Below are 24,071 nucleotides of genomic sequence, written 5' to 3' on the forward strand. Positions count from 1 at the left end.
TTCTATTATTAATTATACTACATTTCGGTATTAAAATACAGCCAATCGTTCGACAAAAACTGGCTGTTACAGGGTTATGAGGTCTTTTTCTTAGAGGTTGATTTCTTCGTCGTTTTCTTTTTAGGTTCTGCCTTTTTAGGTGCCACTTTCTTTTTATCTTTTGACTCATCAAGTGATTTTTCTAATGCTGCCATAAGATCTGTTACATTATCTGGACGTTTCTTGTCCTTAGCCGTTGTTACTTCTTCATTATTTCGTTTCGCCTCAATTAACTCCATCAAGGCCGTACGGTATTCATCATTATATTTTTCCGGCTCAAATTCAGCTGTCAGCTGATCAATTAAGGCTACGGCTGTATCTACTTCTTTTTTGCTTAACTCGGTTTGCTCAGGAACGTTAGGCACATCCGCAACATTCCTTACCTCATCTGGATAATGAATCGTCTCCATAATCAATGTATCTTGATATAATCTTACTATTGCCAACTGCTCCTTGGAACGGATAATGATTTTGGCAATACCTATTTTCCCTGTGTCTTTTAAAGCCTTTCTGAGGAGGCTGTAGGCTTTCGTCCCCCCACTATTTGGGGACATAAAATAACTTTTCTCAAAATATATCGGATCGATTTCTTCAAGCTTAACAAAATCAAGAATCTCAACGGATTTGTCCTCTTGTTCTTTCTTAAGGTTTTCTAAGTCCTCTGGGTCGAGTACAACAAATTTATTTTTGGCATATTCATAAGCCTTTACTATATCCTCGTTGTTAACTTCCTCTTCACAAACAGGACATCTTCTCTTATATTCAATTGGAGACTTACACTTTTCATGTAACTGGCGCAATTTAATGTCTTTGTTTTCCGTTGCAGCGTGCAATTTAATCGGAATGTTTACAAGCCCGAAACTAATCGTACCCTTCCACATTGTATGCATTTCTTTCGCCCCTTTTCTAGCTCGGCGTCTAAACGCCTGCTCTTTGCTATTAGCTTTTACTTCAATGATAAAATTATGACTAAAAACTGTTCACTCGCTCAAAATAATCAGTAGAAAAGAAGGTGAGAGATTTGAATAAACCAATGCTTCCAACATTGTCCGAGGATTTACCGGAGGGCGACGAGTGGATATATGAAGTGAAATATGACGGCTATCGTGCTTTTCTTAAATGGACGGAAGAAGGGATCCAGCTTGTAAGTAGGAACGGTCAGGATTTATCGAGTCGGTTCCCAGAGCTCATTGAGGCGAGGCGAGAAGCCACTCCACCAGATCAATTTCCACTTATTCTTGACGGGGAGATTGTCATTCTGAATACCCCTTATCAAGCCAACTTCCCCCTTTTACAGAAAAGAGGACGCATGAGTAACAATACAACCATTCAACAACGTGCCGTACAACGCCCAGCTACATTTATGGCTTTCGACCTTCTAGAAAACGGAGAAGGTTTAAATTCTTCCGCGTACACTAAAAGAAAGCAGCAGCTAAAAAAAATTATCGATACCATCGGCAGTCAAAGAGTTCAATATGTAGAGGAATTTGATGATGCATCCGTGATTCGCCGCCTTCTTCATCTTCATTTAGGTGAAGGAATCGTTGCGAAACAAAAGAACAGTGCATACGAGAATGGACGTACGAGAAAATGGCTAAAGTATAAACAATGGCGCACCGTATCAGGTTTTTTAACCTCATTCAACCCTCAAAATGAATATTACAAGATGGAAATCTGGAACAAAGATAAACGTGTCCCATTAGGAAGCTTTAAGCATGGTTTAAAATCTGAACAAGCACAGACACTTCAGACCTTTTTTAAAGAAAAGGGAACGAACTGGAGGCTAGCCCCCAGCGTGTGTGCAGCCATTCATTGTCTTATGGCTGAAGATGGGGAAATGCGCGAGCCAGTTTTTGATCGGTTTCGCTTTGACTTAGAGCCTGGCGACTGTACAATTACTAATCGGGATTGGGATCTCCTGTTGTTTCCTAACGACGTAGAGATTACCCACCCGGATAAAACCTTATGGCCTGATATGCAGTTTAGCAAGCGTGATTACCTAATGTATATCAGGGCTGTTGCACCTTATATGATTCCGTTTATAAGGGGTAAAAAGCTGACATTAATCCGCTATCCTCATGGGGTCGGCGATAAATCTTTTTTTCAAAAACATCGATCTGACCATGCACCTAACTATGTAGAGAGCTGGGAGGAAGGTGATGAAACCTTTATGATAAGTAATGGTCTCTCAAGCTTGATATGGTTAAGCAATCAGGGAGCACTTGAATTTCATATCCCCTTTCAAAAAGCCGGTGCAAATGATCCTGATGAGATTGTCTTTGACCTTGATCCACCCAATCGAGAGGAATTTTATCTTGCTGTTACAGCTGCACAGCTGTTGAAACACTTACTAGACAAGCTTGAGGTCCATTGTTTTGTTAAAACTTCTGGAAACAAAGGCATGCAGATTCATATTCCGATTCAAGAAGGAAGCATGACATATGATGAAACGAGGAATTTTACGAAAAGTTTAGTCGACCTGCTCATAAAAGAAAGCCCCGATCTATTTACAATTGAACGGCTAAAGAAAAAACGCGGACAACGCTTATATCTCGATTATGTTCAGCATGCTGAGGGCAAAACGATTGTCTCCCCTTATTCAGCGCGAGCCACTTCGAAAGGCACGGTGGCTGCCCCTGTTTTTTGGAATGAAGTTACCACAGATTTAAACCCTGAAGTCTTCACTATTAAAAATGTTATAAAGCGAGTCCAGGATTTTGGCTGTCCTTTTGATCAATATGATCGGTTGCGGCGTGCACAACCAATTGATGTAATGAAACAATTAGGTGGATGAACATTTGAAAAAGTGAGCACTCAAACTGATTAAAGCTCTACCTTAGCATGGCCAGGAAAAAATCAGAGCCTCGAGATGTGATCTCGAGGCTCTTTCTTATTCTAGAACGCTTTCCGCTTGTTCTCTCAGTTTAAACTTCTGTAGTTTCCCACTCGCATTTCGTGGCAATTCATCAACAAACACATACCGGCGCGGACGTTTATACCGGGAGATACGATTGCCTGAAGTGCAAAATTCTTCAAGTTCCTCCTGTTCCAAATCACCTTTTTTAACAATGTAAGCGACCACTCTTTCACCCCACATTTCGTCAGGTTCACCGACAACTGCGGCATCAAGTATGGAAGGATGGTCAAACAGTACGTCCTCTACTTCGCGTGAATAGATGTTTTCACCACCGGAAATGATCATATCCTTCACTCGGTCGCTTACCCAAAGGTAGCCGTCTTCATCGAAAGAGCCAATATCCCCTGAGTGATACCACCCTTTGTGCAGAACTTCTTCAGAAGCTTCGCGTCGATTGTAGTATCCTGGCATCATACTTGGGCCGCGGACAATGATTTCTCCGAGTTCGTCTGGTTTGCAAATGTCATCAGGTTCAGCAGGTCCATCCTCCCGCGTACGGACAACACGTACCTCATGATTGATCAATGCTCGTCCAGCAGAGCCGGCCTTCGTTAATTGTTCGTCTTCAAGGAGTACGGTGATGGCGGGGCCCATTTCAGTCATACCATAAGCTTGGATAAGCTGTACACCTAGGGCATCGTGTAAACGTTTAGTTAATGCCGGGGCCATTGGGGCGCCACCATAGAGACCTTGCCTGAATGTTTCGAAGTCGCGTTTGTTATATTTCTCTTGCAAGATCATATTCCACATCGTTGGGGCTGCAAACAGAGTGGAAATCTGCTCTTCACGGATTGTTTGAATCATTTCTTTAGCATCAAAGTGATGGAGGATAACGGTTGATGCACCCATCATGACTCTCGGGAGAAATGTACAATGGAGTTCGGCACAATGAAACATTGGAGCAACTGTTAATCCACGGTCCCGATGGGTAAGTCTTAAAGTTGCGGTGAGGATTAAGGCTTGATCTACCATGTCTCTATGGGTGTGAAGAACACCCTTAGGAACACCTGTGGTACCCGAGGTGTACATAATAGCATAGTAATCATTTTCTTCTACTACACAATCTGGGAGAGTTCGATCTACACCCTCTATGACGTCATAATAGTTGCGGGCTAACGCTACATCCTGCTGTTCATCAATGGCCCAGAAACCAATATGTGTTCTTTCGTTTGCGATCGCTTTTAGCTGTGGTGCTGTTGCCCTTTCAAACAGAACTACTTTGGGATTAGCATCTTTAATAATAAAACTGATTTCCTTTGAGGTGAGGCGAAAGTTGATTGGATTAAAAATGGCTCCGATTTTCATACAAGCAAACAACGTTGTTGCAAATTCCGCTGTATTAAAAAGTACGGTAGACACCTTATCCCCCTTATTCACCCCAGAATCTGTCAGCGCATTGGCCAGTCTGTTTACTTCGTCATCCCATTCCTGATACGTCCACCTCATTCCCAGCCTTAAATCCACTAATCCCTCTTTATCCGGAAACTTTGCTACAGTTTGTTCAAACATACTTTTAAGAGTTGATCCCATCCATCTCCACTCCTTTAATCAAGTTTGAAAGCAAATAACTCCACCCCTCAGATACGTCCCATTACCTATTCCTTCCACCTCAGGTCATCCAAATAATGGATGACCTGAGGTGGATACGATCACCAATATTCTCATTATTTTGGTTGCATTCGTATGGCTCCGTCAAGGCGAATCACCTCCCCGTTTAACATAGGGTTATCAATGATGCTATGGACAAGCTTTCCGTATTCACAAGGGTGTCCTAATCTCTTGGGAAAAGGTGTGGTTTCACCTAACAATTCCTTAGCTGAATCAGGGAGCGTTTCGAACATAGGTGTGTCAAATAATCCTGGCGCAATTGTCATCACTCGAATCCCATGACGTGCAAGTTCCCTTGAAATTGGGAGAGTTAATCCAACCACACCGCTTTTTGAAGCACTGTAGGCAGCTTGTCCAATTTGTCCCTCAAAGGCTGCAATGGATGCTGTATTGACAACAACCCCGCGCTCCCCATCATCATTAGCTACATTCTCCTTCATTCGCTCAGACACAAGACGGATCATATTAAAAGTACCTATAAGGTTGACTTCAACCACCTTTTGAAAAGACGCAAGGCCATGTACACCTTCTCTATTTAACACTTTTTCGCCAATCGCAACCCCAGCACAATTAACAAGTGCCGTCACTTTTCCAAAATAAGCGATGGTTTTATTTAGCATGTTTGAAACTTGCTGTTCTGAAGTAACATCAACCTCTTGAAAAAGAACCTGGGTGCCTAACTCTTCAGCTAATTTTCTTCCTTTTTCTAAGTCACGGTCAACTATAATTGCTCTTCCTCCTTCCCCTACGATGGTTCTTACCGTAGCTTCACCAAGTCCAGACGCTCCGCCTGTTACAACGGCAACAACATCCCTTACGTCCATTCCCTACTCCTCCAATCGTTCAATGATTGTCGCATTCGCCATCCCCATACCTTCACAAACAGCTTGGAGACCGTATCGTCCTCCAGTCCTTTCCAATTCATGGATAAGCGTTGTCATCAGTTTAGTTCCCGTCGCCCCAAGCGGATGCCCTAGTGCAATTGCACCACCGTTTACGTTAAGTTTATCAGGATCAGCGCCTGTCTCTTTCAACCAAAATAATGGCACAGGAGCAAAGGCCTCATTCACTTCAAACAAATCTATTTCTTCAACTCTCAGTCCGGCTTTTTGCAAAACCTTCTGGGTAGCTGGTACTGGGCCTGTAAGCATAAAGGTCGGGTCTGACCCAACAACGGAACGTGCTATAACCCGAAACCGAGGCTTCAAGCCAAGTGATTCAGCTTTGTGAAGCGACATAAGTAAAACTGCAGAAGCTCCATCACTAATTTGACTGGCATTTCCAGCTGTAATCATCCCATCTTCTTCAAATACCGGTTTTAAATGCCCAAGGCTTTCAATTGTTGTACCACCGCGGGGCCTTCATCATCCATCATTGTAATCGGAAGTCCATCCTTATCTTTTGCTTCTAGGGGCATGATCTCTTTTTCAAAACGCCCCTCTTCAATTGCTATTAATGCTTTTTCATGGCTTTTCACTGCATACTCATCCAGTTCCTGCTTACTAAATTTCCAGTGCTCAGCAATCCGTTCGGCAGATAAACCCTGATTAATGATCTCATATTGGCTCGTTAGCTTATTGCTATATTCAGATCCTTTCATATTCGAAAACATCGGAACACGAGACATAGATTCTACTCCGCCTGCGATGACGACATCCATATCACCGCTTGCAATTGCTTGTGATGCAAAGTGAACAGCCTGCTGACTCGATCCACATTGGCGATCAATAGTGACACCGGGAATCTCTTTTGGAAACCCAGCAATAAGGGAAGCAATTCTGGCAACATCTCCCGCTTGTTCACCGACTTGCGATACACAGCCAGCAATCACATCCTCCACTTCTGATGGATCAAGATTGACTCGACAGACCAATTCTTTCAACACCTTTGCTAATAGCTCATCAGGCCTCATATCACTAAGAAGCCCGTTCCTCCTGCCGACCGGTGTCCTCACTGCTTCTACGATCACAACTTCATTCATGATACATTCCTCCCCCTATTCAATTTATACAAGGTCCATCTTTTTCGCGATAATTGACTTCATTATTTCATTTGAGCCAGCATAGATAGCTGTTACCGGTGCGTCTCTAAATCTTCTTGCAATCTCATACTCTTCCATGTAACCATAACCTCCATGTAGATGCATGCACGCAGTTGCAACTTTCTTAACAAGATCGGTAATCCACCACTTCGCCATTGATACTTCTTTTACGACGTCCTTTCCATTCATGTGTGCTTCAATTGTCCGATCTAGAAAAGTTCGTCCAATTTCCACTTCCGTTTGCAGCTCCGCTAATGTAAACTGAGTATTTTGAAAAGAAGCAATCGACCTCCCAAATGCTTGGCGTTGTTTAACATAGTCAACTGTCAACTCAAGCATTCGTTCACTTGCCGAAATCCCTCCAATGGCAACAATCAGACGCTCTTGCTGCAATTTTTCCATAAGGTAATAAAATCCCTTATTATGGTTACCGAGCAGATTCTCTTTTGGCACCTTGGCTTCGTCAAAAATAAGTTCAGCTGTATCCTGGCTATGTAAGCCAACTTTATTTAGCTTCTTACCACGCGAAAATCCCTCCGTATCATTCTCCACAACTAACAAGCTGATCCCCTTATGCGGCGGACTTGCTTTCTTATACGTTTTGCAAACCAAAACTGTAAGGTCAGCATGGATTCCATTAGTTATAAATGTCTTCTCACCGTTTACAACATAGTAATCCTCTTTCAACTCTGCGGTGGTACTTATATTCGCCAAGTCAGATCCTGTGCCTGGTTCAGTCATAGCAATCGCTGTTACGATTTCACCTGATGCACACTTCGGCAACCATCTTTGTTTTTGCTCCTTTGTACCATACTCAGCTAAATAAGGGACGACAATATCGTTATGAAGACCAATACCAATCAAGCCTGTTCCGACTTTTTCAAGCTCCTCATTAATGACTACTGAATAACCGAAATCAGCTTCAAGCCCTCCATACTCTTCTTTAAGCCATGGACAAAGGTAGCCTAACTTTCCAAGCTTTTTCCAAAATGAACGCGGAATACTCCCTTGCTTTTCCCATTCTTCAAAATGGGGATAGGCCTCTTTCGCTAAAAACTTGCGTAAAGATTCCCGTAATATTTTATGCTCTTCCTTTAAATAGGCCGTTTCCATGAGAGAATAACCTCCACACGACAGAATATTCTGACTATATTGCACAAAAAAATAATCTCTTTCTTTATTATTCTTTCAAAATCATGTTTTTCCTGCTATATAGGGAGAGCTAAATTTTTTAATCATTAATTACTTAGCTAAAAGGGGTTGAATAAGGGGGATAAACCCGCTCCCTCTGTTAAGAAAATAAAAATAGGCATCGTTATTCACAATGAGTAACGATGCGTCTTCTAGTGCTAAAGAGAGCAAGGATGCTTTTCTTTTTCTGAGGTTGGACCACATAGATATCTCTAAATTTCTTATAACAGGGAGGAGACTTTGGGATAGGGTTAGTTTAGTTTATGATGAAAAAACATAAATATGCCTACAATCCCTTTGTCAAGCACTACAAAACTCGCTCTATCACTTCAGCAACACCGTCATTTTCATTTGTTTGTGTTACCCAATTCGCTTCTTCTTTAACAATTTCTTGAGCATTGCCCATTGCTACTCCAAACCCAGCTTCCCTGATCATAGCAAGATCATTCATGCTGTCGCCAACCGCCATTACCTGATTCATCTTCAAACCTAACTTACCACATACCTTTAACAGCGCAGCCGCTTTATTTACACCCACAGGATTAATCTCAATATTTGTGGGGCTGGAATTGGTGATCTCAAAGGCTTCATTATTTTTCAATTCATCTAATATAACTTGACGCACCTCATCATCCTCAACGTCATAGCCGAACTTCAGCCAATCATAATCACCGATTTCCTTTTCAAAAGGCTCCTGGCTGCTAAATTGACCTTGTACGGTTGACGTCCAAAAGTGGAGGCCATGTCCATTACTGATCTCCCATAATCGTTCAACATGCTTATGGTCAAGAAGATTTTGTTCAACAAGGTTAAAATCTTCATCATAGATTTCACCGCCATTAATCGTCACAATGTAAGATGAGCGACCAAGAGACTTCGCAATATCTATACAGGTAGCTAAGGAGCGGCCCGTACTTAATACCACATGTATCCCCTCGTCTTTTGCCTTTTGAATGGCTTCACGATTTCTTTTTGACACCTTATGTTCAGGATTCAGCAATGTGCCATCCATATCTAACGCAATAAGTTTAATATTTTCTGTCATCGTCTGCTCACGTCCTCTCGTTTGCTCCCTTTATTTTAGTACATTATAAAGAATTGATACAGCAGAGTGTATTTTTGTATTGAAAAAAGAAGCCAAGCATGTGACCTGACTCCCTCCTCTATACTACTTATCTTTTAAAGTCGTCCTTAACATCTTGAAGCAGCTTAGGTTCGAGCAACAAATCCAAACCCGTCAATGCTAGCGCTTTGGCGCCTTTTATTAACGCCTGGTCGCCTGTTTCTGAAATTGCAGCCTCTCGAAATGCCTCTGTATGGGCAACAAGTTCATCAGGTCCTATTTTAATATAAGGGTGGATGGTTGGGATGACTTGACTCACGTTACCTGCATCTGTTGAGCCCAGTCCTTTCTGGTCCAGAAAATACGCTTCACCAAGTGCTTCAATCTTTTCTTTGAAAATTTGATCAAAACGGGGAGTCACTTTAAAGTTATCGACAGCATTTTGAATCCATGTCATCTCATGAGAAGCTCCCGTTGTTAAGGCAGCACCTTCTGCAATACGCTTCACTTTCGCTGTTAACTCATCACATGCCTCTCGTGTTGCCGCTCTTATATAAAATCGTGCACGTGCATAATCCGGGACAATGTTCGGTGCTTGACCACCATCTAAAATCACCCCATGAATGCGAACCTCCTCTGTAACATGCTGTCGCAGAGCATTAATCCCATTAAACAGCTGAAGAACAGCGTCCAGGGCATTTACACCATCCTCAGGATTGCTCGCTGCATGAGCTGGCCTTCCAAAAAACTCAAAGTCGACAGGGTCTACCGCTAACGTAGGAGCTGAGCCACTTGTTTGTCCTAGTGGATGAACCATCATACAAACGTCGAGATCCTGGACTAACCCATGTCTAACAAAGGTTCCTTTCGCACTTCCATTGGGCCCGCCCTCTTCTGCAGGTGTTCCGAGAACGACGACTTCCCCACCTGTTTCATCGATGACTTCTCCCAGGGCAATGGCGGCGGCTACTGAGGCTGTTCCAATAATATTATGCCCACAAGCATGACCAAGTCCAGGCAAAGCATCGTACTCAGCCAAATAACCAATTTTAGGACCAGATATGACAGAGGTTTTCCTTGCCAAAAAAGCGGTCTTATGCTCAGGAATATTACGATCTACAACAAAGCCTGCTTCTTCAAGTAATGAGGAAAGAAGCTGTGAAGCAAATACTTCTTCATTTCCAATTTCGGGGTGGGAATGAATGTCATGACTTGCTTTAAGATACGTGGTCATCTTTTCGTTAATGGATTGATCAATAAGTTCTTGTAAAGTATTTTGCGTAGATACACCCATTTAATCACTCTCCTACCATCCGATTTTTTCGAGAGGGACGAACGTCGGGATTAAAGAATCGTTATAAACTTCACGAATATGTTCTTTTATGTCCTCTTGCTGATAAATATCAACGATCTTCTGAAACACTTCTTTATCTGTTTCGTCAGCGCGGGCTGCGATAATATTAATGTATGGCTGTGCCGTTTCATCCTCGACAAAAATGGCGTCATTTACAGGAACGAATCCGGCTTCTACTGCTACTCCATTATTGATTATAGATGCTGTAACATCCGGAAGAACCCGTGGAGTTTGTGCTGCTACAATCGGTTCAAACGTTAGATTCTTTGGGTTTTCTTCAATCTTATCTAAGGAACCATTTCCATCAAAATCCTCAGGAAGACTAATTAAACCTGCCTTTTCTAGAAGCAGTAGTGCGCGCCCCATGTTCGTAGCTTCTTTTGGCAAAGCAATTATGCTACCTTCGGGAATTTCCTCTACATCTTTATATTTATTAGAATAGATCCCCATGGGTGCGATCATTGTCGTTGCTATTGGAGCTAAATCTAGACCCCGTTCTTCAATAAAGGCATCAAAGTAGGAGACCGTTTGGAAGGCATTTAAATCAATGTCTCCATCAGCTAGGGCAATATTGGGACGAACATAGTCAGAGAATTCCACTAGCTTAATCTTAATGCCTTCCTTTTCTGCTTTCTTTTTTACTTCTTCCCAAATAGGGACACCCGAGCCGTTTAATCCTACCTTTACGACTTCACTTTCCCCAGACGCCCCACTTTCTTTATTGCAACCTGCAAGAACAGTTCCTATAGTTAAAATAATACCAATTAAAATGAGTAACTTTCTCATGACCTTTCCCCCTGTTTTATTGTCTGCGTATTTTTTTTGATAGAATATTTCCGAAGGTTTGGACCACCTGGACAATGACGACGAGAAGCAATACAGTTATGACCATAATGTCCGTCTCAAAGCGCTGGTACCCATAGGCTATTGCCAGATCGCCTAGACCTCCCCCTCCGACAAAACCGGCCATAGCAGAGGCACCCACTAAACCAATCGTAGCAATGGTTAAGTTTAAAACGATTGAACTTAATGCTTCAGGTAAATAAACACGAAAGACGATTTGCCATGGGGACGCACCCATCGCTTCAGCCGCTTCGATTACACCTGGTTTCACTTCAAGTAAACTGCTTTCAACAAGTCTGGCAATAAATGGACCCGAGAAGAAAACGAGTGGAACAACCGCAGCTGCTGTCCCGATTGAGGTGCCAACAAGAAATCTCGTAATTGGCAAAATAGCTACGAGCAAAATGATAAATGGGATCGAACGGAAAAAGTTAACGACAGCATTTAACCCGTTGAAGAAAGGGCTATTTTGAATTAGTCCACCTTTTCTTGTAACAACAAGGGCAATCCCTAATGGCACCCCGATTAACGTTGCCGCAAGCAGTGAAATACCCACCATCAGTAACGTCTCATTGGTTGCTTCCAAAATTCTCGGCCAAAATTCCGCTAAATTAACCTGCATGTGCTACCACCTCCTGTATAGCTACAATGTGTTGAATATAATCAATTGCTTTTATAATTTCTTTATCATCACCCTGCAGCTCAACAACTAAATGACCAAATGGAATCCCCTGAAGTTCGGTAATTTGCCCAAATAAGACATTCACTTCCACCTCATAATTCTTCGACACCTGTGATAGGACGGGCTGCCCAGCGCTCTCTTCTATAAAAGTGATCCTGTAAATGTGACGATTTCCCCCTCGTTTACTGATACCTTCAAGAATAGATGGGGGGATTTCATTTTCCATTACCGTACGGACAAAGTTTTGCGTTGTTACATGCTGCGGATTAGAGAACAGTTCAAAAATCGAACCTTTCTCTATTACTCTCCCATTTTCCATTACAGCAATACGGTCACAAATTTCCCGTACAACATTCATCTCGTGCGTGATCATAAGAATCGTAATCTTGTACTCATCACGTACTTTTTTCAGCAGATTTAAAATCGATTTTGTTGTCTCTGGATCTAGTGCTGACGTTGCTTCATCACAGAGTAAAATGTCTGGTGATGTAGCCAACGCGCGAGCAATCCCCACCCGTTGCTTTTGTCCCCCGGATAATTCATCAGGATATTGATTCGCTTTCTCAGCAATCCCTACAAATTCTAATATTTCCTCAACCCTTTTATTGATTTCACTTTTAGGTACTCCAGAAATCGACAAGGGAAAAGCGACATTATGTAGTACGGTCTTGGAATCTAGTAAATTAAAGTGCTGAAATATCATCCCGATTCTCTTGCGTACTTTTCTCAAGTCAGGATTTGTCAATTGTGATAAATCTTCTCCGCCAACAAGCACCCTCCCCTGCGTTGGTTTTTCTAATAAATTCACTAAACGTACTAGCGTGCTCTTACCCGCGCCACTAAATCCAATGACACCAAAGATCTCCCCTTTCTCTATATTTAAGTCAACACGATCAACAGCCCGAAGATCTTCACCATTGTGCTGATACACCTTAGACACACCTTCAAATTCAATCATCCGTTCATCCCCTTTCGAATAAAAAAAGCCCCTCTTCCTAAAAACAAGAAGAGGGGCTTTCACTAAAAACATATTAGAAAACCGGCTCTCCTCATCTTTCAAGTGCGTTCGCACCTGCTGGAGTTGGCACAGTTTCCAATGAGTCATCATTAGTCCCGCTGCCGAGGTATCAAAGGGCCAGTCCCTCCACCTCTCTGGATAAGAAGATAAAGCTTATTCTATTTTAAATTGATGTAGCTAATGATAATACAAGATCTTGGCTCTGTCAATTTAATTTACTGAATTTTATAATTCCATTTGATTGGCCTGTAAGTCCAAGTATTTTTCTAACATGACTTCTCTAACTAGCACAAAAACCCCTCCCCACTTAAGTGGGGAGGGGTTTTCAATTTACTCTTCCTGCTTTTGTTTATTCGTTTCACCCATTGGTTCTACGAGTTTTGTCTCATCAAGATAGCGGAGAAGATCCCCATAAATCACTGAGTCAGACATCGTTAGTTCTTCTTTTGCTTGTTTAAATCCAGGGTCACAAAGCTCTGCTTCTATTTCTTCGCCTGTTTGCCTGTCATAACAGGCACCTTGAATCCCTACATATTTTTCATTTGCAAAGTCTCCATCACGAGTAACCATTAGCTGGCGACGATCTTCATTTAATAAATCATGACCAAATTGAATTGGATTATTACCTTCAATTCCGAGCATGTTCATTAATGTAGGGCGGAGATCAATCTGACCACCGACTGTGTGGTTGACTTGTGGTTCTAGCCCCTTACCATAAAACAACAATGGTACACGCTGCAGTTGAAATTGTTCAAATTCATTAATGTCTTTCCCTAGATACTCACCCATTGCTTCCTGATGGTTCTCTGAAATTCCGAAATGATCTCCATAAATCATTAGAATTGTATCATCATAGAGATCAGATTTCTTAAATTTTTCTACAAACTGTTTCAATACTTCATCTTGATAGCGGATGGTTTGAAAATATCGATTTAAGGTACCACTTGATGTGTTTCCTTCTTCGATATATTTCTTATCTTCCGGCAATGTAAATGGGTGGTGGTTTGTTAACGTGATCATCCTATTATAGAATGGTTGCTCCATTTCCTTCATTTTATCCAACGATTGAGCAAAGAAATGCTCGTCTAATAATCCCCATCCATAGGAATTCTCTTCAGTAACATTATAATCTTCTTTTGAATAATACTTATCAATTCCTAGTGAATCATACATCACGTTTCTATTCCAGAAAGTCTTATCATTAGCGTGCATAACACCTGTAGTGTAACCATTTTGACCTAACACTTCCGGCATTGCCTCATACTCATTACTTGAATGTGTAAAGAAGACAGCACCACGGTTCGTTGGATACATGGAGTTTGCAAGGAGAAACTCTGAGTCTGATGTACGGCCTTGTTTAACTTGATGGTAGAAGTTATCAAAATAAATCCCTTCTTCCTTCAAATCATTAAAGTATGGTGTAAGCTCTTCTCCATGTAATTTATTATCAACAACAAATGTTTGAGTACTTTCTAGTGAGATAGCTATTACATTTTTACCTTTCGCTACACCAGCATATTCGGCATTTAAAGGTGTATTCTTTTCATTTAGATAGTTAATAACAGGGACAAGTTCGTTACTGTCCGCTAAAGTCTTCTTCATTTCTGTCTTGCCTTGCAATACAGCATCATATACATGGTAGTTTATAAGACCGATATATTTAACAAGCATATTACGGTCGAACGTACGTTCAAGCAGATCTGTACGCTCTGTTTCAGCCCATGCCAAGTTTGCAAGGAAAAGTGGAATCGCAACAAAAGCCAATACCAAACCTTCTCTTCGTTTGGGTAAAAACAATCGCAGACGCTCTGCTTTTAAATAGAATAATAGAAAAGCTGCCACAAGTACATCAATAAAAAGAAAAGCATCTGTCGGCGCTAAAATATTAGTAATACTACTACCCATTCCAGCTAAGTTGGCAACTTGTTCAAGCATAGGAATTGTAATGAAATCACTATATTCACGGTAAAAAAGAATATTTACATATAAAATCAATGACCCAAGAATATACGAAACGAGCATACCTTTGCGTCCAGCTAATAAGATACCCAATCCAAAGATGAGCAGTATACTACTCAGAGGATTAAAAGCCAAAATGAAGCCCTCATTCGTATTTTCAACATTTAATTCAAAAATGTTAAACTGAATGTAAGTCATTTTGAGCCAAAACATCCCGATAACCAGTGCGTAGACTAATATTTTTAACATTGTGTTTTTATTTAAATAATTTTCTTTCTTAAACATTAGAAAACCTCCGTTAAAATTACACTTACCTATTTTACATTATTTTTACTCTTTTTTGAACCAAAAACACACTCTTTTAAAGAAATGAAATAATTGTAACGGTTTAAACGACTGTCTGTTACATTAAATTAGTCCTAAACTACTACAGAAAATATCCTCATGTATTATAGACGTTTTTCATTGACGGTTGGTTACAAGAATACTAACTTTAATTGTGAAGGAGTAAGTATTCTATTAGGAGGGGACCCAATATGAGTAAAAGCGCACAATTCATTGATTACTTTTTATCACATCGTGAAATAACAAAAGAATTAGCTGCAAAGATTGATCCTAAACATTATACGTACAAACCAACACCTACATCTATGGAAGCCCAGAAGCTCGTCAATCATATCATCGAATCAACGTACACTTTTGTAAGACTAGCAAACAAACAAGACACCGAGAAGCTTCTTGATGAAAATGATTCCACTGATTTAACTGAAAAGGTAAACACATATACGGAAGCCACCGTTAAGTTGCTCAGTGCGTTATCTGATGATGATTTTGAACAAGTAATTGATGTAAGTCAAATTCTTGGGAAAAAGGTTCCTGCAAGTCAACTTCTAAACATGGCAATAGATCACGAAATTAACCATAAAGGCAATCTTTTTGTCTATCTCCGGGAAATGGGGCATACCAACCTTCCTATGTATGTGAAAGTTTAATCATAAGAGGGCCGTCTATGTAAGGCGGTCCTTCTTATTTCTATATTCATCTTCCATTTAATAAAGAACCTTCTTTTTTCAGCTGTAAATTTACACCCCACATCTAACAGATAAACACCATCCATACCATAATATGAATTAGCTACCCTTTTTGCAGACCTTTGTGTTAACTTATTAATATAAAGGTTAACGAAAGGGGTCCAATTATGAATGAACAAAGTAAAAAACTAAGACTCACTCTGAATTGCGCTATTTTTGCGGCGGTCACAGCGATTATGGCACAAGTCGAAGTTCCTTTGCCTCTTGTCCCTATAAGCGGTCAAACCTTAGCTGTAGGAATTACAGCTACTATTCTTGGAAGCCGCCAAGGTGCTGTAGCGATGGTTTGCTATGCAGCTATAGGGACAGCTGGGCTTCCAGTATTTGCAGGATTGAGCGGTGGCCCTCAAATATTAGCAGGGCCAACTGGCGGGTACATCATTGGTTTTATTGCGGCAGCCTTTTTTACCGGACTTATATTAGAAAAAACAAGATACACTATCCCTATGGCAATGATCGCTAATACTGCAGGCATGATTATCACACTAATGTTTGGCACGATTCAATTGAAATTTATAGTAGATTTAGGATGGAAGGAAGCACTTGCGTCAGGTGTTTACCCATTTGTATTTGTAGGATTGATCAAAGCATTTCTGGCAAGTTGGATTGGAATAACTGTAAGAAAACAGCTGATTCAAGCAAGCCTAATAACTGAGACATATAAAAAAACAGCTTAATACATAACCTGACCATTTATGGGTCAGGTTTTTCAATGCACTTTAATTGTAAAAAGGAAGTAATATATCTGTTATAATAAAGACAAAATTCGACTTTATTATTATAAAAAGGACCGTGATATCATGCGTTTTTATCCTTTAATCCTATTCTTATTGATAAGCATCTTTGCGACTGCTTGTGAGGGTACAAGTTCTCCTTCTGAAAAAGCAAGGTTATCTCCTTCCTCCCAGTCTTCGCTTGAACAAAAAGACACCTTTGAGCTGCCCTCAGAAATTAGTGTCTCAGCTATTGGTGACGTGCTTATCCATGACCGTGTGTACAATGATGCCAAAACTAGTAACGGCTACGACTTCATGCCCATGCTCAAACAAGTCAAACCCTATTTAGAAGATACAACAATTACAATGGCTAACCAGGAAACGATGGTTGGAGGAGAAGAGCTCGGTTTATCTGGGTACCCATCCTTTAATACACCTAAAGAAATGGGTGATAACCTCAAGCAACTCGGAGTAGATGTGGTAACACTGGCTAATAATCATAGCCTAGATAAGGGAGCCCGAGGCATTCGTAGTGCAATCGAGCATTGGGAGACCATCGGGATGATGTACACAGGCGTTTATAAGAGTAAAGAGGATAGCGAAAATATTCGGGTGTACGAAACTAAACAAGGCATCGACATAGCCTTTTTGAGCTACACCTATGGAACGAACGGCATATCTGTTCCTGAAAGTGAATCTTATCTTGTTAACCTTATCGATAAGAGAGAAATGAAACAAGATATCGCACAGGCTAAGGAAATCAGTGATGCTGTCATTTTAAGCCTGCATTTCGGCAAACAATACGAACCAATGCCCAATGAGCGGCAGAAGAAGCTCGTTCAATTCACAGCTGATCTTGGTGTAGACGTAGTCATCGGACACCATCCACATGTGCTACAGCCAATCGAATGGGTAGAAGGCAAACAAGGCAATAAAATGCTTGCTGTTTATTCCCTGGGAAATTTCTTTTCAGGACAGGATGCATTTAAGAAGAGAATTGGTGGCATTATAAAATTCAACATTGTAAAAGATCAAAACAACGTACAAGTTAAGGATCCCCGCTTCCTTCTAACCTATGTTACATCATCTGGTGCACATAACTATGAGGTCATTCCAATGCATAAGCTGACCCCAACGCAGCTTAAAAATTATAAACAAGTTATGGAAGAACAAAAGCAACACCTCTCTCAATGGCTCCCTGAGCTAGCTTTTATAGAATAAGGACAAGCAAAGATACTTGAAATAATGCTTAATTCAACTATCTTTGTTACTTTAAGTAATGAGGTTGTTTTTTATTATTAAGGCAATAAATATCATTTAATAACTTGCAGGCTAATGATATAATGAGGGTAATGGGAGTGATGAGACATGAACAAATCGATATGTCCTCGTTTTGAAAAAGCAATTGGCCTCCTAAGTCAACGCTGGACAGGTTTAATCATCTACCAGCTTTTAGAAGGTAAACAACGCTTTTGTACAATAGAATCCTCTATTGGTATTAGCGGAAAAGTACTTTCAGACCGATTAAAAGACATGGAGAAAAGTGGATTAGTAAAGCGAGACGTGTTTCCCGAAACCCCAGTCCGCATTGAATATTCTTTAACTGAAAAAGGCTTGTCTTTAAAACCAATTATGGATGACATCGAGAAATGGGCTCATGATTGGGTTGACCTTGAAGAAAATAAACCCGTAACTAAATAGCTAAGTAAGAGACCTTGCAGGAGTAAGGTCTCTTACTTATTTATTTTCCAATATTCAGTAACCCCAGTCTGGTATTGTAAGAAGCTAAAGCTCTTTTGGGAATTATTCAAATTTTATGAATGTGGTGTTGTATTGCTAAAGTTTCACGAATATAATTAGAGTAGCCCCTTTATTAAAGTTTTTCTCGATATTCTAATAAAATTAGTTTTCAGGAGGTACTATGAAAAAAGTACTATCACCTTTTATGTTGTTCACCTTATGTACTCTAGCTGCTTGCTCTAATGCAGATTCAAAAGAATTATTCTATCGATGACGCCAAAGAAAATGGCGATGTCATAGTAGAACATCAAGTTGACAGTTTTGATCAAATAGTTCAATGTGCTTTAAAACTTCAAAATATTAGTAAGATGCTCAACCTAATAGATGGTGTTGAACAAAAAAAAGAAGATAGCGTTGACATATCTATATTTCAACCCGATGGAACTCACTATAAAAATACTATTTCCTATGACGGGGAAGTCATAACATTTGAAAACAATTATGGTGGCTATAAGCAAACTCCCGCTGGAACTTTTGAATGTGAACACATAAGTAAGCGCGGGCCTATTATATATCTAAACGCATGTAAGGAAAATGATGGAACAAAGCATTCTACAATGATTGGATTTATCGGTACTGAGGAAGCCTATAAACAGGCTCAGCACTAGCTTTTAGTCAGCCCAATGGCTGACTTTTTTCTGCTTTAATCCCACTCTTATATCAAACGTTCTAGAAGTAAATAAAAACCAGTAAACAACAAGATGATATAAGTAAATACTCTAAACAAACGTTGACTCACCCGCACGAAAAGCTTTTGACCTACAATTAATCCAATAATCACTAGGGGAAAAGCTAATGCGCTTGACACCCATATAGTTTGACTTGATCCTGCAAACACAATCTGGACAGCTAAACTTGCTGTGTAGATAAACAAATAAAAGGCCAGAGTAGTTGCTCTTATCTTTTCTTTACTTGCTCCCGTACCTGAAAAATAAAGCAGTAAAGGCGGCCCTGGCATACCAATACTCGTCGTCAAAGCTCCGGAAATACCCCCTACGAAAAAATCTCTCTCTTTTGTTTGCTTCACTCGAAAAGAAAGGATCAATAGAAATGTTAACAGTAAAATAACCAAGCTTACTACTAGCTTCAATTGAGCTGTATTAACATATAAGAATATAATGATTCCTAATACTAATCCTGAAAAGCTACCTATGATAAACCTCTTTAATATAGTCATATCTACATCCTGATGGACCTTTCGTATAAGAGCTAATGAAATCACTAATGATAGTATCAAGTTTATTTGGATCGCTTCTTTTGGTTCAAACAATAATAGTAAAAATGGTGTTGCCATTATTGAAAAACCAAAACCAGTACTCGTTTGCAGAATAGAGGCAGCCACAATGATAATACTAAAAAGAACAATTGCATCCATTTTATTCACTTACCCTTCTTTTATTTCCATGCAACATTAACTAACAATAGCTACTATTCATCTATTAAACATCCTGTAGATACACGTCGATATTTCCCGGGAAATGTCTCCTTTTTCGACTGCTTGCTACTAATTTAGTAGGATTCGTTTGTTTTTATAACATTTTGTACTATTTTTTGTATAAGAAGGAAATAATAGCATAAAATAATTTCCTGGAGGTGAAATATATGCAGCCATATTTATGCCCTAACTGCAAGACAAACCGTTCCAGATTTAATAAAATCAAACAACTTTCGACCTCAATTAAACTGGATCCCCGGACTGGCGAAGTTTTATCAGAATGTGATAATGGCCAATTGGCTTCTTTCCATATGGACTATAGAGGACCTGAATATAAGATCCAATGCGGAGCTTGTGGATTAATTGAAGATGAGAGAACTTTTCTTGCCTTCGCTGACCATAATCCATTTTAATAGAACTGCTCTATTATAGCAGTTCTTTTATTTTATATATAACTAAGCCCGCGGATTTGTTAAATGAGTCCATGAATTTGAAAGAGCCAAAAGCTAATGAAGCTTTTGGCTCTTTGTATTATTTATTCATACTGGACAGAAAGTCACCAAGCAGATCATCATCTTCCTCTTCCGTTGCCTCTTTTTCTCCCTGATCCTGATGTAGCTCACCGTGAAGATTATCAAGGCTTAAGTCATCAAGAGCACTATCATCAAATTCCATTTCAGTTTCTTCGATAACATCAGTCGCTTTTGGCACCTTAGCTTCAACATTTGACGTTGTTGCTGCTGCTTCTTCTTGTAAATATAATGCTTCGTTGATATCTACTGAGTTACTGTTGAGTGAAGCTAAAAGTGTCATAGCTCTTGTTGGATCGATCATTAGCTGATAGATGATGCTTCCCATTAACGCTTCAGAGTGCTCATGCTTCATCCAGCTTCGTTGTTCTTTCGTCAGTTTCCTAGGTAGTGGGATCGTAACTGTTTCTTTTTCTTTAGAAATTGATGCACTAACTCCATCCATAACATATTGCGCAATTTTACTTGAAAAATTTCTTCTTTCTTTTTCTTTAAGATCGGTCAATTGCTTCAATAAGTGATCAGGAGTGTCGGACGGAACACGAAACGTAATGGACTGTCCCCGCTCGACACTCTTTTTGGTATTACTCATGTAATCACCCTATTTTGATTGAGGAGCAGCTTCTTTTTTCTTGTTTTCTTTCTCAGATTTACGCACGAAGTCAGAAATGAGCTTATAATACGCATTGGCCATCATCCAAATGCTTTCATTTTCATCTTCAAAAAAGTCGATGTTGAAGCCATCCAATTTATTGTTAAGTGTTTTAATATAGTCCTTCAGTACAGCAGATCCACCACCTACAAAATAGCAAATCTCCGACTGAGAGTTCTTCTGCCATACGTTTCTTAAAAAGCGATATTGTTTTTTAGCCAATTCCAACAAGATACGATCTGTAATATCATGGACGCTCGTACGGCTTCCCCTAACCATAATATGGTGACGATCATTCTTCCTAGTGATGATATCGACCACATCACGGCGACTATCTAACTCCACTCCATGTTTCGTCAAGATTTCCTCTCTGATCTGCTCTAATGATTCAGCTACACCCAAATTAAAGCCTTGAGCCTTATCATCATCTACATTTCTGTTTCTAATAACTGCAATATCAGTAGATAAACCACCGATATCCTGAATTAAGATTTGCTTATCAATCAAGTCTTTATTAATAATAGTAAGGTCATTATCCATAACAAGGTTAACAAACGCCGCAAATCCCTCAGGGTACACTTTTACTTCATCGAATTTGATATTCACTTTCATACCCTGGTATTTCGGGGTGACAAGAAATTCAACTTGATGCACAGAGCCTAGAAGTTGAGAGCGATAGCCTACGTCCTTACCTTCTTTAACTTCACGGAGAGGCAGGCCTGTTCCTAACGTATAATTAGCCTCGACCACGCTATTCTTTGAGGGATTAGCATCTTTATTGGCTACAGAATCCATCGCTAAAGAAGCAAATAGCATGACAAGCGTTTGGTCTTCTTCTGATTTACTGCTCCCGGGATCAAGCTCTGTAGAGTTGTCACTTTTAGCTGCAAGGTTCCCTACACGGTAGATAGCGTTATTTTCTGCAAGTGCTGGGGAGTGTACGCGGATATGTAAGTTATCAAGCGGATCCTTGTCATCTAAATCTTCAATCCCAATAACAGGTCGATCCTCCAAGTCTCTAGCAATGACATTAGGGATATATAGTTCAGATTCCAATTTTCCAAAATTCGCCTTCACTGAATCGTTTCCTACGTCAATAGCTGCAATTCTTGATCTTGTCATTTAAAACTCTCCTTTATTTACAAATGATAGATTGCTAGTTCCACCTATCTCTATCATCAACATATTAAAGTTTGCTGAAATAGTCAATGTGCCTTTTTACGTATTCTTTTTCGTGTATATGATTACAGATTTGCACACTTGCTTACATATTTGAACACAAACCGCAAAACGTGACCGCGTACAGTTTTGTGTGCTTGATTACAGATTTGCACACAAAATAGATACATTTTGTATTCATGTACTCTTTTTGCACACACCAACTTTTTATCATGGATATTTATTGTATATTATGTAAATAAATACATGAAAGTGCTTATAAAGTAGTGTTAATTGCTGGCTATGGTAAAAGAGATATATATTAAAAATACAAAGGGGAATTAAGTTTTAACGATATAGGACACCCTTAAAGAAGATTAAATAGATTTTACATACCAAAATGTGTCCTTGCCGTTAAACCTCCCTGATCTTACTTAAAACCCCTATATGAATACGGAACTCTATTCTATAAATTTCAAAAACGGGCAGCGGACATGATAACCTCACCAATGAATGGTAGTTCAATTAGTTCAGTTGAAAAACTTTTGTCCATATAAAAAAGGAGAGACCCTTGGAGGTAGAATTTACACGAGGATGCATAAATAATTTTTTCTCCCATTTGACGACCCGAAACGCAAAATTTTATAGTTTTTTACCTAATTATAAAACAAGAAGGAAGGAGAGAGCGTCCCTCCTTCCTCTCTATTAAAGCTTCTTAATAAAAACAACTTTAAGGTAATCTCCTTCTTTGAATTCAGGTATCGTTTTATAATCTTCGGGAAGCGAGTACTCTTCCAACAACTTATATTTTACGGAAGATTCCTTAAAAGCTTTAGCTATAAATGTTTTGAACCTTTTCATATTAAACTTGCTACAGTTTGTAGAGGCTACAATAACGGCTTTTTTCTCAGTTATCGCAATCGTTTCCTTCAGCAGATTCGTATAGTCCTTCTCTGCACGGAATGTGAATTTTTTGGATCGGGCAAAGCTAGGTGGGTCAAGGATGACCAGGTCGAACGATTTTCCTTTCCGTTTAGCGTATTTAAAGTATTTAAATACGTCATCAACGATGATATCCTGGGCTTCATAGTCAATGTCGTTCAAACTAAAATTCTCGACCGTTTTCCCATAGCTGCGGTTAGCCAGATCAACACTAGTCGTATGTGCAGCCCCGCCAAGTGCGGCATATACTGAGAATGCCCCCGTATAAGAGAACATGTTGAGCACATTCTTTCCGTCAGCATACTGATCTCGTATGGTTTTTCTAACTGCCCGTTGATCAAGAAAGATACCTACCATGGCACCTTCGTTTAAATACACAGCAAAATTCACACCATTTTCTTTAACAATAATGGGGAATTCTCCGCGTTCTCCTACAACAAATTCATCTTCTTCAATGTATTGTCCCTGTTTACCAAAACGCTTTTTTTGATAAATTGCATTAAATTCAACGTTTCTTTTTAATGATTCGATGACATAATTACGAAACGAGTAGATCCCTTCACTATACCAATTGACTAGAAGATATCCCGCAAAATAATCAACGGTAAAACCTCCAATGCCATCCCCTTCCCCATTGAATATTCGAAAGGCTGTGGTTTCTGTATCCTTAAATAGATGCTCCCTATCCTTTAATGCTTTTTTAAGCTTCTTATTGAAAAATTCGCCATTTATAACTTTTGCCTCGTTACGAGTTACCACCCAGCCATATCCTTTATTTTGTTTACCATAATAGGCTTTGCCAATAAATTGTCCTCTTTCATCGACAAGTTTCATAATTGTGCCTTCTACCTGCAACTCCTGACGATTCACAATCGCATCTTTACGGAGCAACGGATACCCTTTTCTATACTTATTTGCACCTTGATCAGTTATTTTCAGTTTTATTTCCTTAGACATGCCATTCTCCTGCCTTATTCCATGATTGATTAACTATAAGTTAAGATAACATAAAAAAACTTCCTCACCTAACTA

The 24,071-nt window shown here is 39.8% G+C and carries 21 protein-coding genes, 1 pseudogene and 1 riboswitch; of the genes and pseudogenes, 7 read left to right on the forward strand and 15 right to left on the reverse strand.

Translation table 11 applies throughout. From position 1 onward, the window contains the following. Window positions 1-74 precede the first annotated feature (74 nt). Window positions 75-929 carry a non-homologous end joining protein Ku gene (gene ku / locus MUO14_RS10785; protein ID WP_244755220.1) on the reverse strand — a complete coding sequence of 285 codons (855 nt, stop codon included), beginning with the start codon at window positions 927-929 and terminating at the stop codon, window positions 75-77. A gap of 131 nt (window positions 930-1,060) precedes the next feature. Between ku and ligD the strand changes: the two genes are divergently transcribed. Further along, window positions 1,061-2,833 (forward strand): DNA ligase D, encoded by a 1,773-nt coding sequence (gene ligD, locus MUO14_RS10790; RefSeq protein WP_244755221.1) that lies wholly within the window; start codon window positions 1,061-1,063, stop codon window positions 2,831-2,833. Window positions 2,834-2,929: 96 nt separating this feature from the next. On the opposite strand, the gene MUO14_RS10795 is transcribed toward ligD, so the two are convergent. From MUO14_RS10795 to MUO14_RS10840, 10 genes and pseudogenes are all read right to left on the reverse strand, one after another. Further along, window positions 2,930-4,486, reverse strand: a complete 1,557-nt coding sequence (locus tag MUO14_RS10795) for a long-chain-fatty-acid--CoA ligase (RefSeq protein WP_244755222.1) — start codon at window positions 4,484-4,486, stop codon at window positions 2,930-2,932. A gap of 134 nt (window positions 4,487-4,620) precedes the next feature. Continuing rightward, the gene (locus MUO14_RS10800; protein WP_244755223.1) at window positions 4,621-5,388 is read right to left on the reverse strand and encodes a 3-hydroxyacyl-CoA dehydrogenase; all 768 of its coding nucleotides are present in this window, start codon (window positions 5,386-5,388) and stop codon (window positions 4,621-4,623) included. Between the two features lie 3 nt (window positions 5,389-5,391). Further along, a pseudogene (locus MUO14_RS10805) lies at window positions 5,392-6,545 on the reverse strand (thiolase family protein). Between the two features lie 24 nt (window positions 6,546-6,569). Next, a complete protein-coding gene (locus MUO14_RS10810) occupies window positions 6,570-7,718 on the reverse strand; it encodes an acyl-CoA dehydrogenase family protein (RefSeq protein ID WP_244755224.1) in 1,149 nt (382 codons plus the stop codon). A gap of 385 nt (window positions 7,719-8,103) precedes the next feature. Continuing rightward, entirely contained in the window at window positions 8,104-8,841 is a 738-nt protein-coding gene (locus MUO14_RS10815) for a Cof-type HAD-IIB family hydrolase (protein WP_244755225.1), read from the reverse strand. 127 nt (window positions 8,842-8,968) lie between these two features. Next, window positions 8,969-10,153, reverse strand: a complete 1,185-nt coding sequence (locus MUO14_RS10820) for a M20 family metallopeptidase (protein WP_244755226.1) — start codon at window positions 10,151-10,153, stop codon at window positions 8,969-8,971. 12 nt (window positions 10,154-10,165) lie between these two features. Further along, a complete protein-coding gene (locus MUO14_RS10825; protein ID WP_244755227.1) occupies window positions 10,166-10,999 on the reverse strand; it encodes a MetQ/NlpA family ABC transporter substrate-binding protein in 834 nt (277 codons plus the stop codon). Window positions 11,000-11,015: 16 nt separating this feature from the next. Then, window positions 11,016-11,678 carry a methionine ABC transporter permease gene (locus MUO14_RS10830; RefSeq protein WP_244755228.1) on the reverse strand — a complete coding sequence of 221 codons (663 nt, stop codon included), beginning with the start codon at window positions 11,676-11,678 and terminating at the stop codon, window positions 11,016-11,018. Continuing rightward, window positions 11,668-12,696 (reverse strand): methionine ABC transporter ATP-binding protein, encoded by a 1,029-nt coding sequence (locus MUO14_RS10835; RefSeq protein WP_244755229.1) that lies wholly within the window; start codon window positions 12,694-12,696, stop codon window positions 11,668-11,670. Before MUO14_RS10835 ends, MUO14_RS10830 begins: the two co-directional genes overlap by 11 nt. An 88-nt stretch (window positions 12,697-12,784) precedes the next feature. Next, window positions 12,785-12,901, reverse strand: a riboswitch (SAM riboswitch). 185 nt (window positions 12,902-13,086) lie between these two features. Continuing rightward, on the reverse strand, window positions 13,087-15,000 hold the full coding sequence (locus MUO14_RS10840) for an LTA synthase family protein (protein ID WP_244755230.1): 1,914 nt from the start codon (window positions 14,998-15,000) through the stop codon (window positions 13,087-13,089). A gap of 251 nt (window positions 15,001-15,251) precedes the next feature. Between MUO14_RS10840 and MUO14_RS10845 the strand changes: the two genes are divergently transcribed. The 5 genes from MUO14_RS10845 (at window position 15,252) to MUO14_RS10865 (ending at window position 18,930) form a co-directional block, all read left to right on the forward strand. After that, a complete protein-coding gene (locus tag MUO14_RS10845) occupies window positions 15,252-15,707 on the forward strand; it encodes a DinB family protein (RefSeq protein WP_244755231.1) in 456 nt (151 codons plus the stop codon). Window positions 15,708-15,913: 206 nt separating this feature from the next. Further along, on the forward strand, window positions 15,914-16,483 hold the full coding sequence (locus tag MUO14_RS10850; RefSeq protein ID WP_244755232.1) for a biotin transporter BioY: 570 nt from the start codon (window positions 15,914-15,916) through the stop codon (window positions 16,481-16,483). A gap of 123 nt (window positions 16,484-16,606) precedes the next feature. After that, window positions 16,607-17,743: a CapA family protein gene (locus MUO14_RS10855; protein WP_244755233.1), complete on the forward strand. Its 1,137-nt coding sequence runs from the start codon at window positions 16,607-16,609 to the stop codon at window positions 17,741-17,743. A gap of 147 nt (window positions 17,744-17,890) precedes the next feature. After that, complete coding sequence (locus tag MUO14_RS10860; protein WP_244755234.1) at window positions 17,891-18,223, forward strand: winged helix-turn-helix transcriptional regulator; 333 nt, start codon at window positions 17,891-17,893, stop codon at window positions 18,221-18,223. Between the two features lie 281 nt (window positions 18,224-18,504). Then, a complete protein-coding gene (locus MUO14_RS10865) occupies window positions 18,505-18,930 on the forward strand; it encodes a hypothetical protein (protein WP_244755235.1) in 426 nt (141 codons plus the stop codon). A gap of 47 nt (window positions 18,931-18,977) precedes the next feature. Here MUO14_RS10865 and MUO14_RS10870 read toward each other — a convergent pair whose 3' ends face one another. Next, on the reverse strand, window positions 18,978-19,697 hold the full coding sequence (locus MUO14_RS10870; RefSeq protein ID WP_244755236.1) for a sulfite exporter TauE/SafE family protein: 720 nt from the start codon (window positions 19,695-19,697) through the stop codon (window positions 18,978-18,980). A gap of 227 nt (window positions 19,698-19,924) precedes the next feature. Here MUO14_RS10870 and MUO14_RS10875 point away from each other — a divergent pair, with 227 nt between their 5' ends. Further along, window positions 19,925-20,170, forward strand: coding sequence for a DNA alkylation repair protein (locus MUO14_RS10875; protein ID WP_244755237.1), 246 nt, complete (start codon window positions 19,925-19,927; stop codon window positions 20,168-20,170). 118 nt (window positions 20,171-20,288) lie between these two features. On the opposite strand, the gene MUO14_RS10880 is transcribed toward MUO14_RS10875, so the two are convergent. The 3 genes from MUO14_RS10880 to MUO14_RS10890 all read right to left on the reverse strand — a co-directional run bounded on the left by MUO14_RS10880 (window position 20,289) and on the right by MUO14_RS10890 (window position 23,996). Next, window positions 20,289-20,879: a hypothetical protein gene (locus tag MUO14_RS10880; protein ID WP_244755238.1), complete on the reverse strand. Its 591-nt coding sequence runs from the start codon at window positions 20,877-20,879 to the stop codon at window positions 20,289-20,291. A gap of 9 nt (window positions 20,880-20,888) precedes the next feature. After that, on the reverse strand, window positions 20,889-22,061 hold the full coding sequence (locus MUO14_RS10885; protein ID WP_244755239.1) for a ParM/StbA family protein: 1,173 nt from the start codon (window positions 22,059-22,061) through the stop codon (window positions 20,889-20,891). Window positions 22,062-22,802: 741 nt separating this feature from the next. Next, window positions 22,803-23,996: a class I SAM-dependent rRNA methyltransferase gene (locus MUO14_RS10890; protein ID WP_244755240.1), complete on the reverse strand. Its 1,194-nt coding sequence runs from the start codon at window positions 23,994-23,996 to the stop codon at window positions 22,803-22,805. Window positions 23,997-24,071: the final 75 nt, after the last annotated feature.

The sequence above is a fragment of the Halobacillus shinanisalinarum genome, from assembly GCF_022919835.1.
In the GTDB taxonomy this organism is placed as follows: domain Bacteria; phylum Bacillota; class Bacilli; order Bacillales; family Halobacillaceae; genus Halobacillus_A; species Halobacillus_A shinanisalinarum.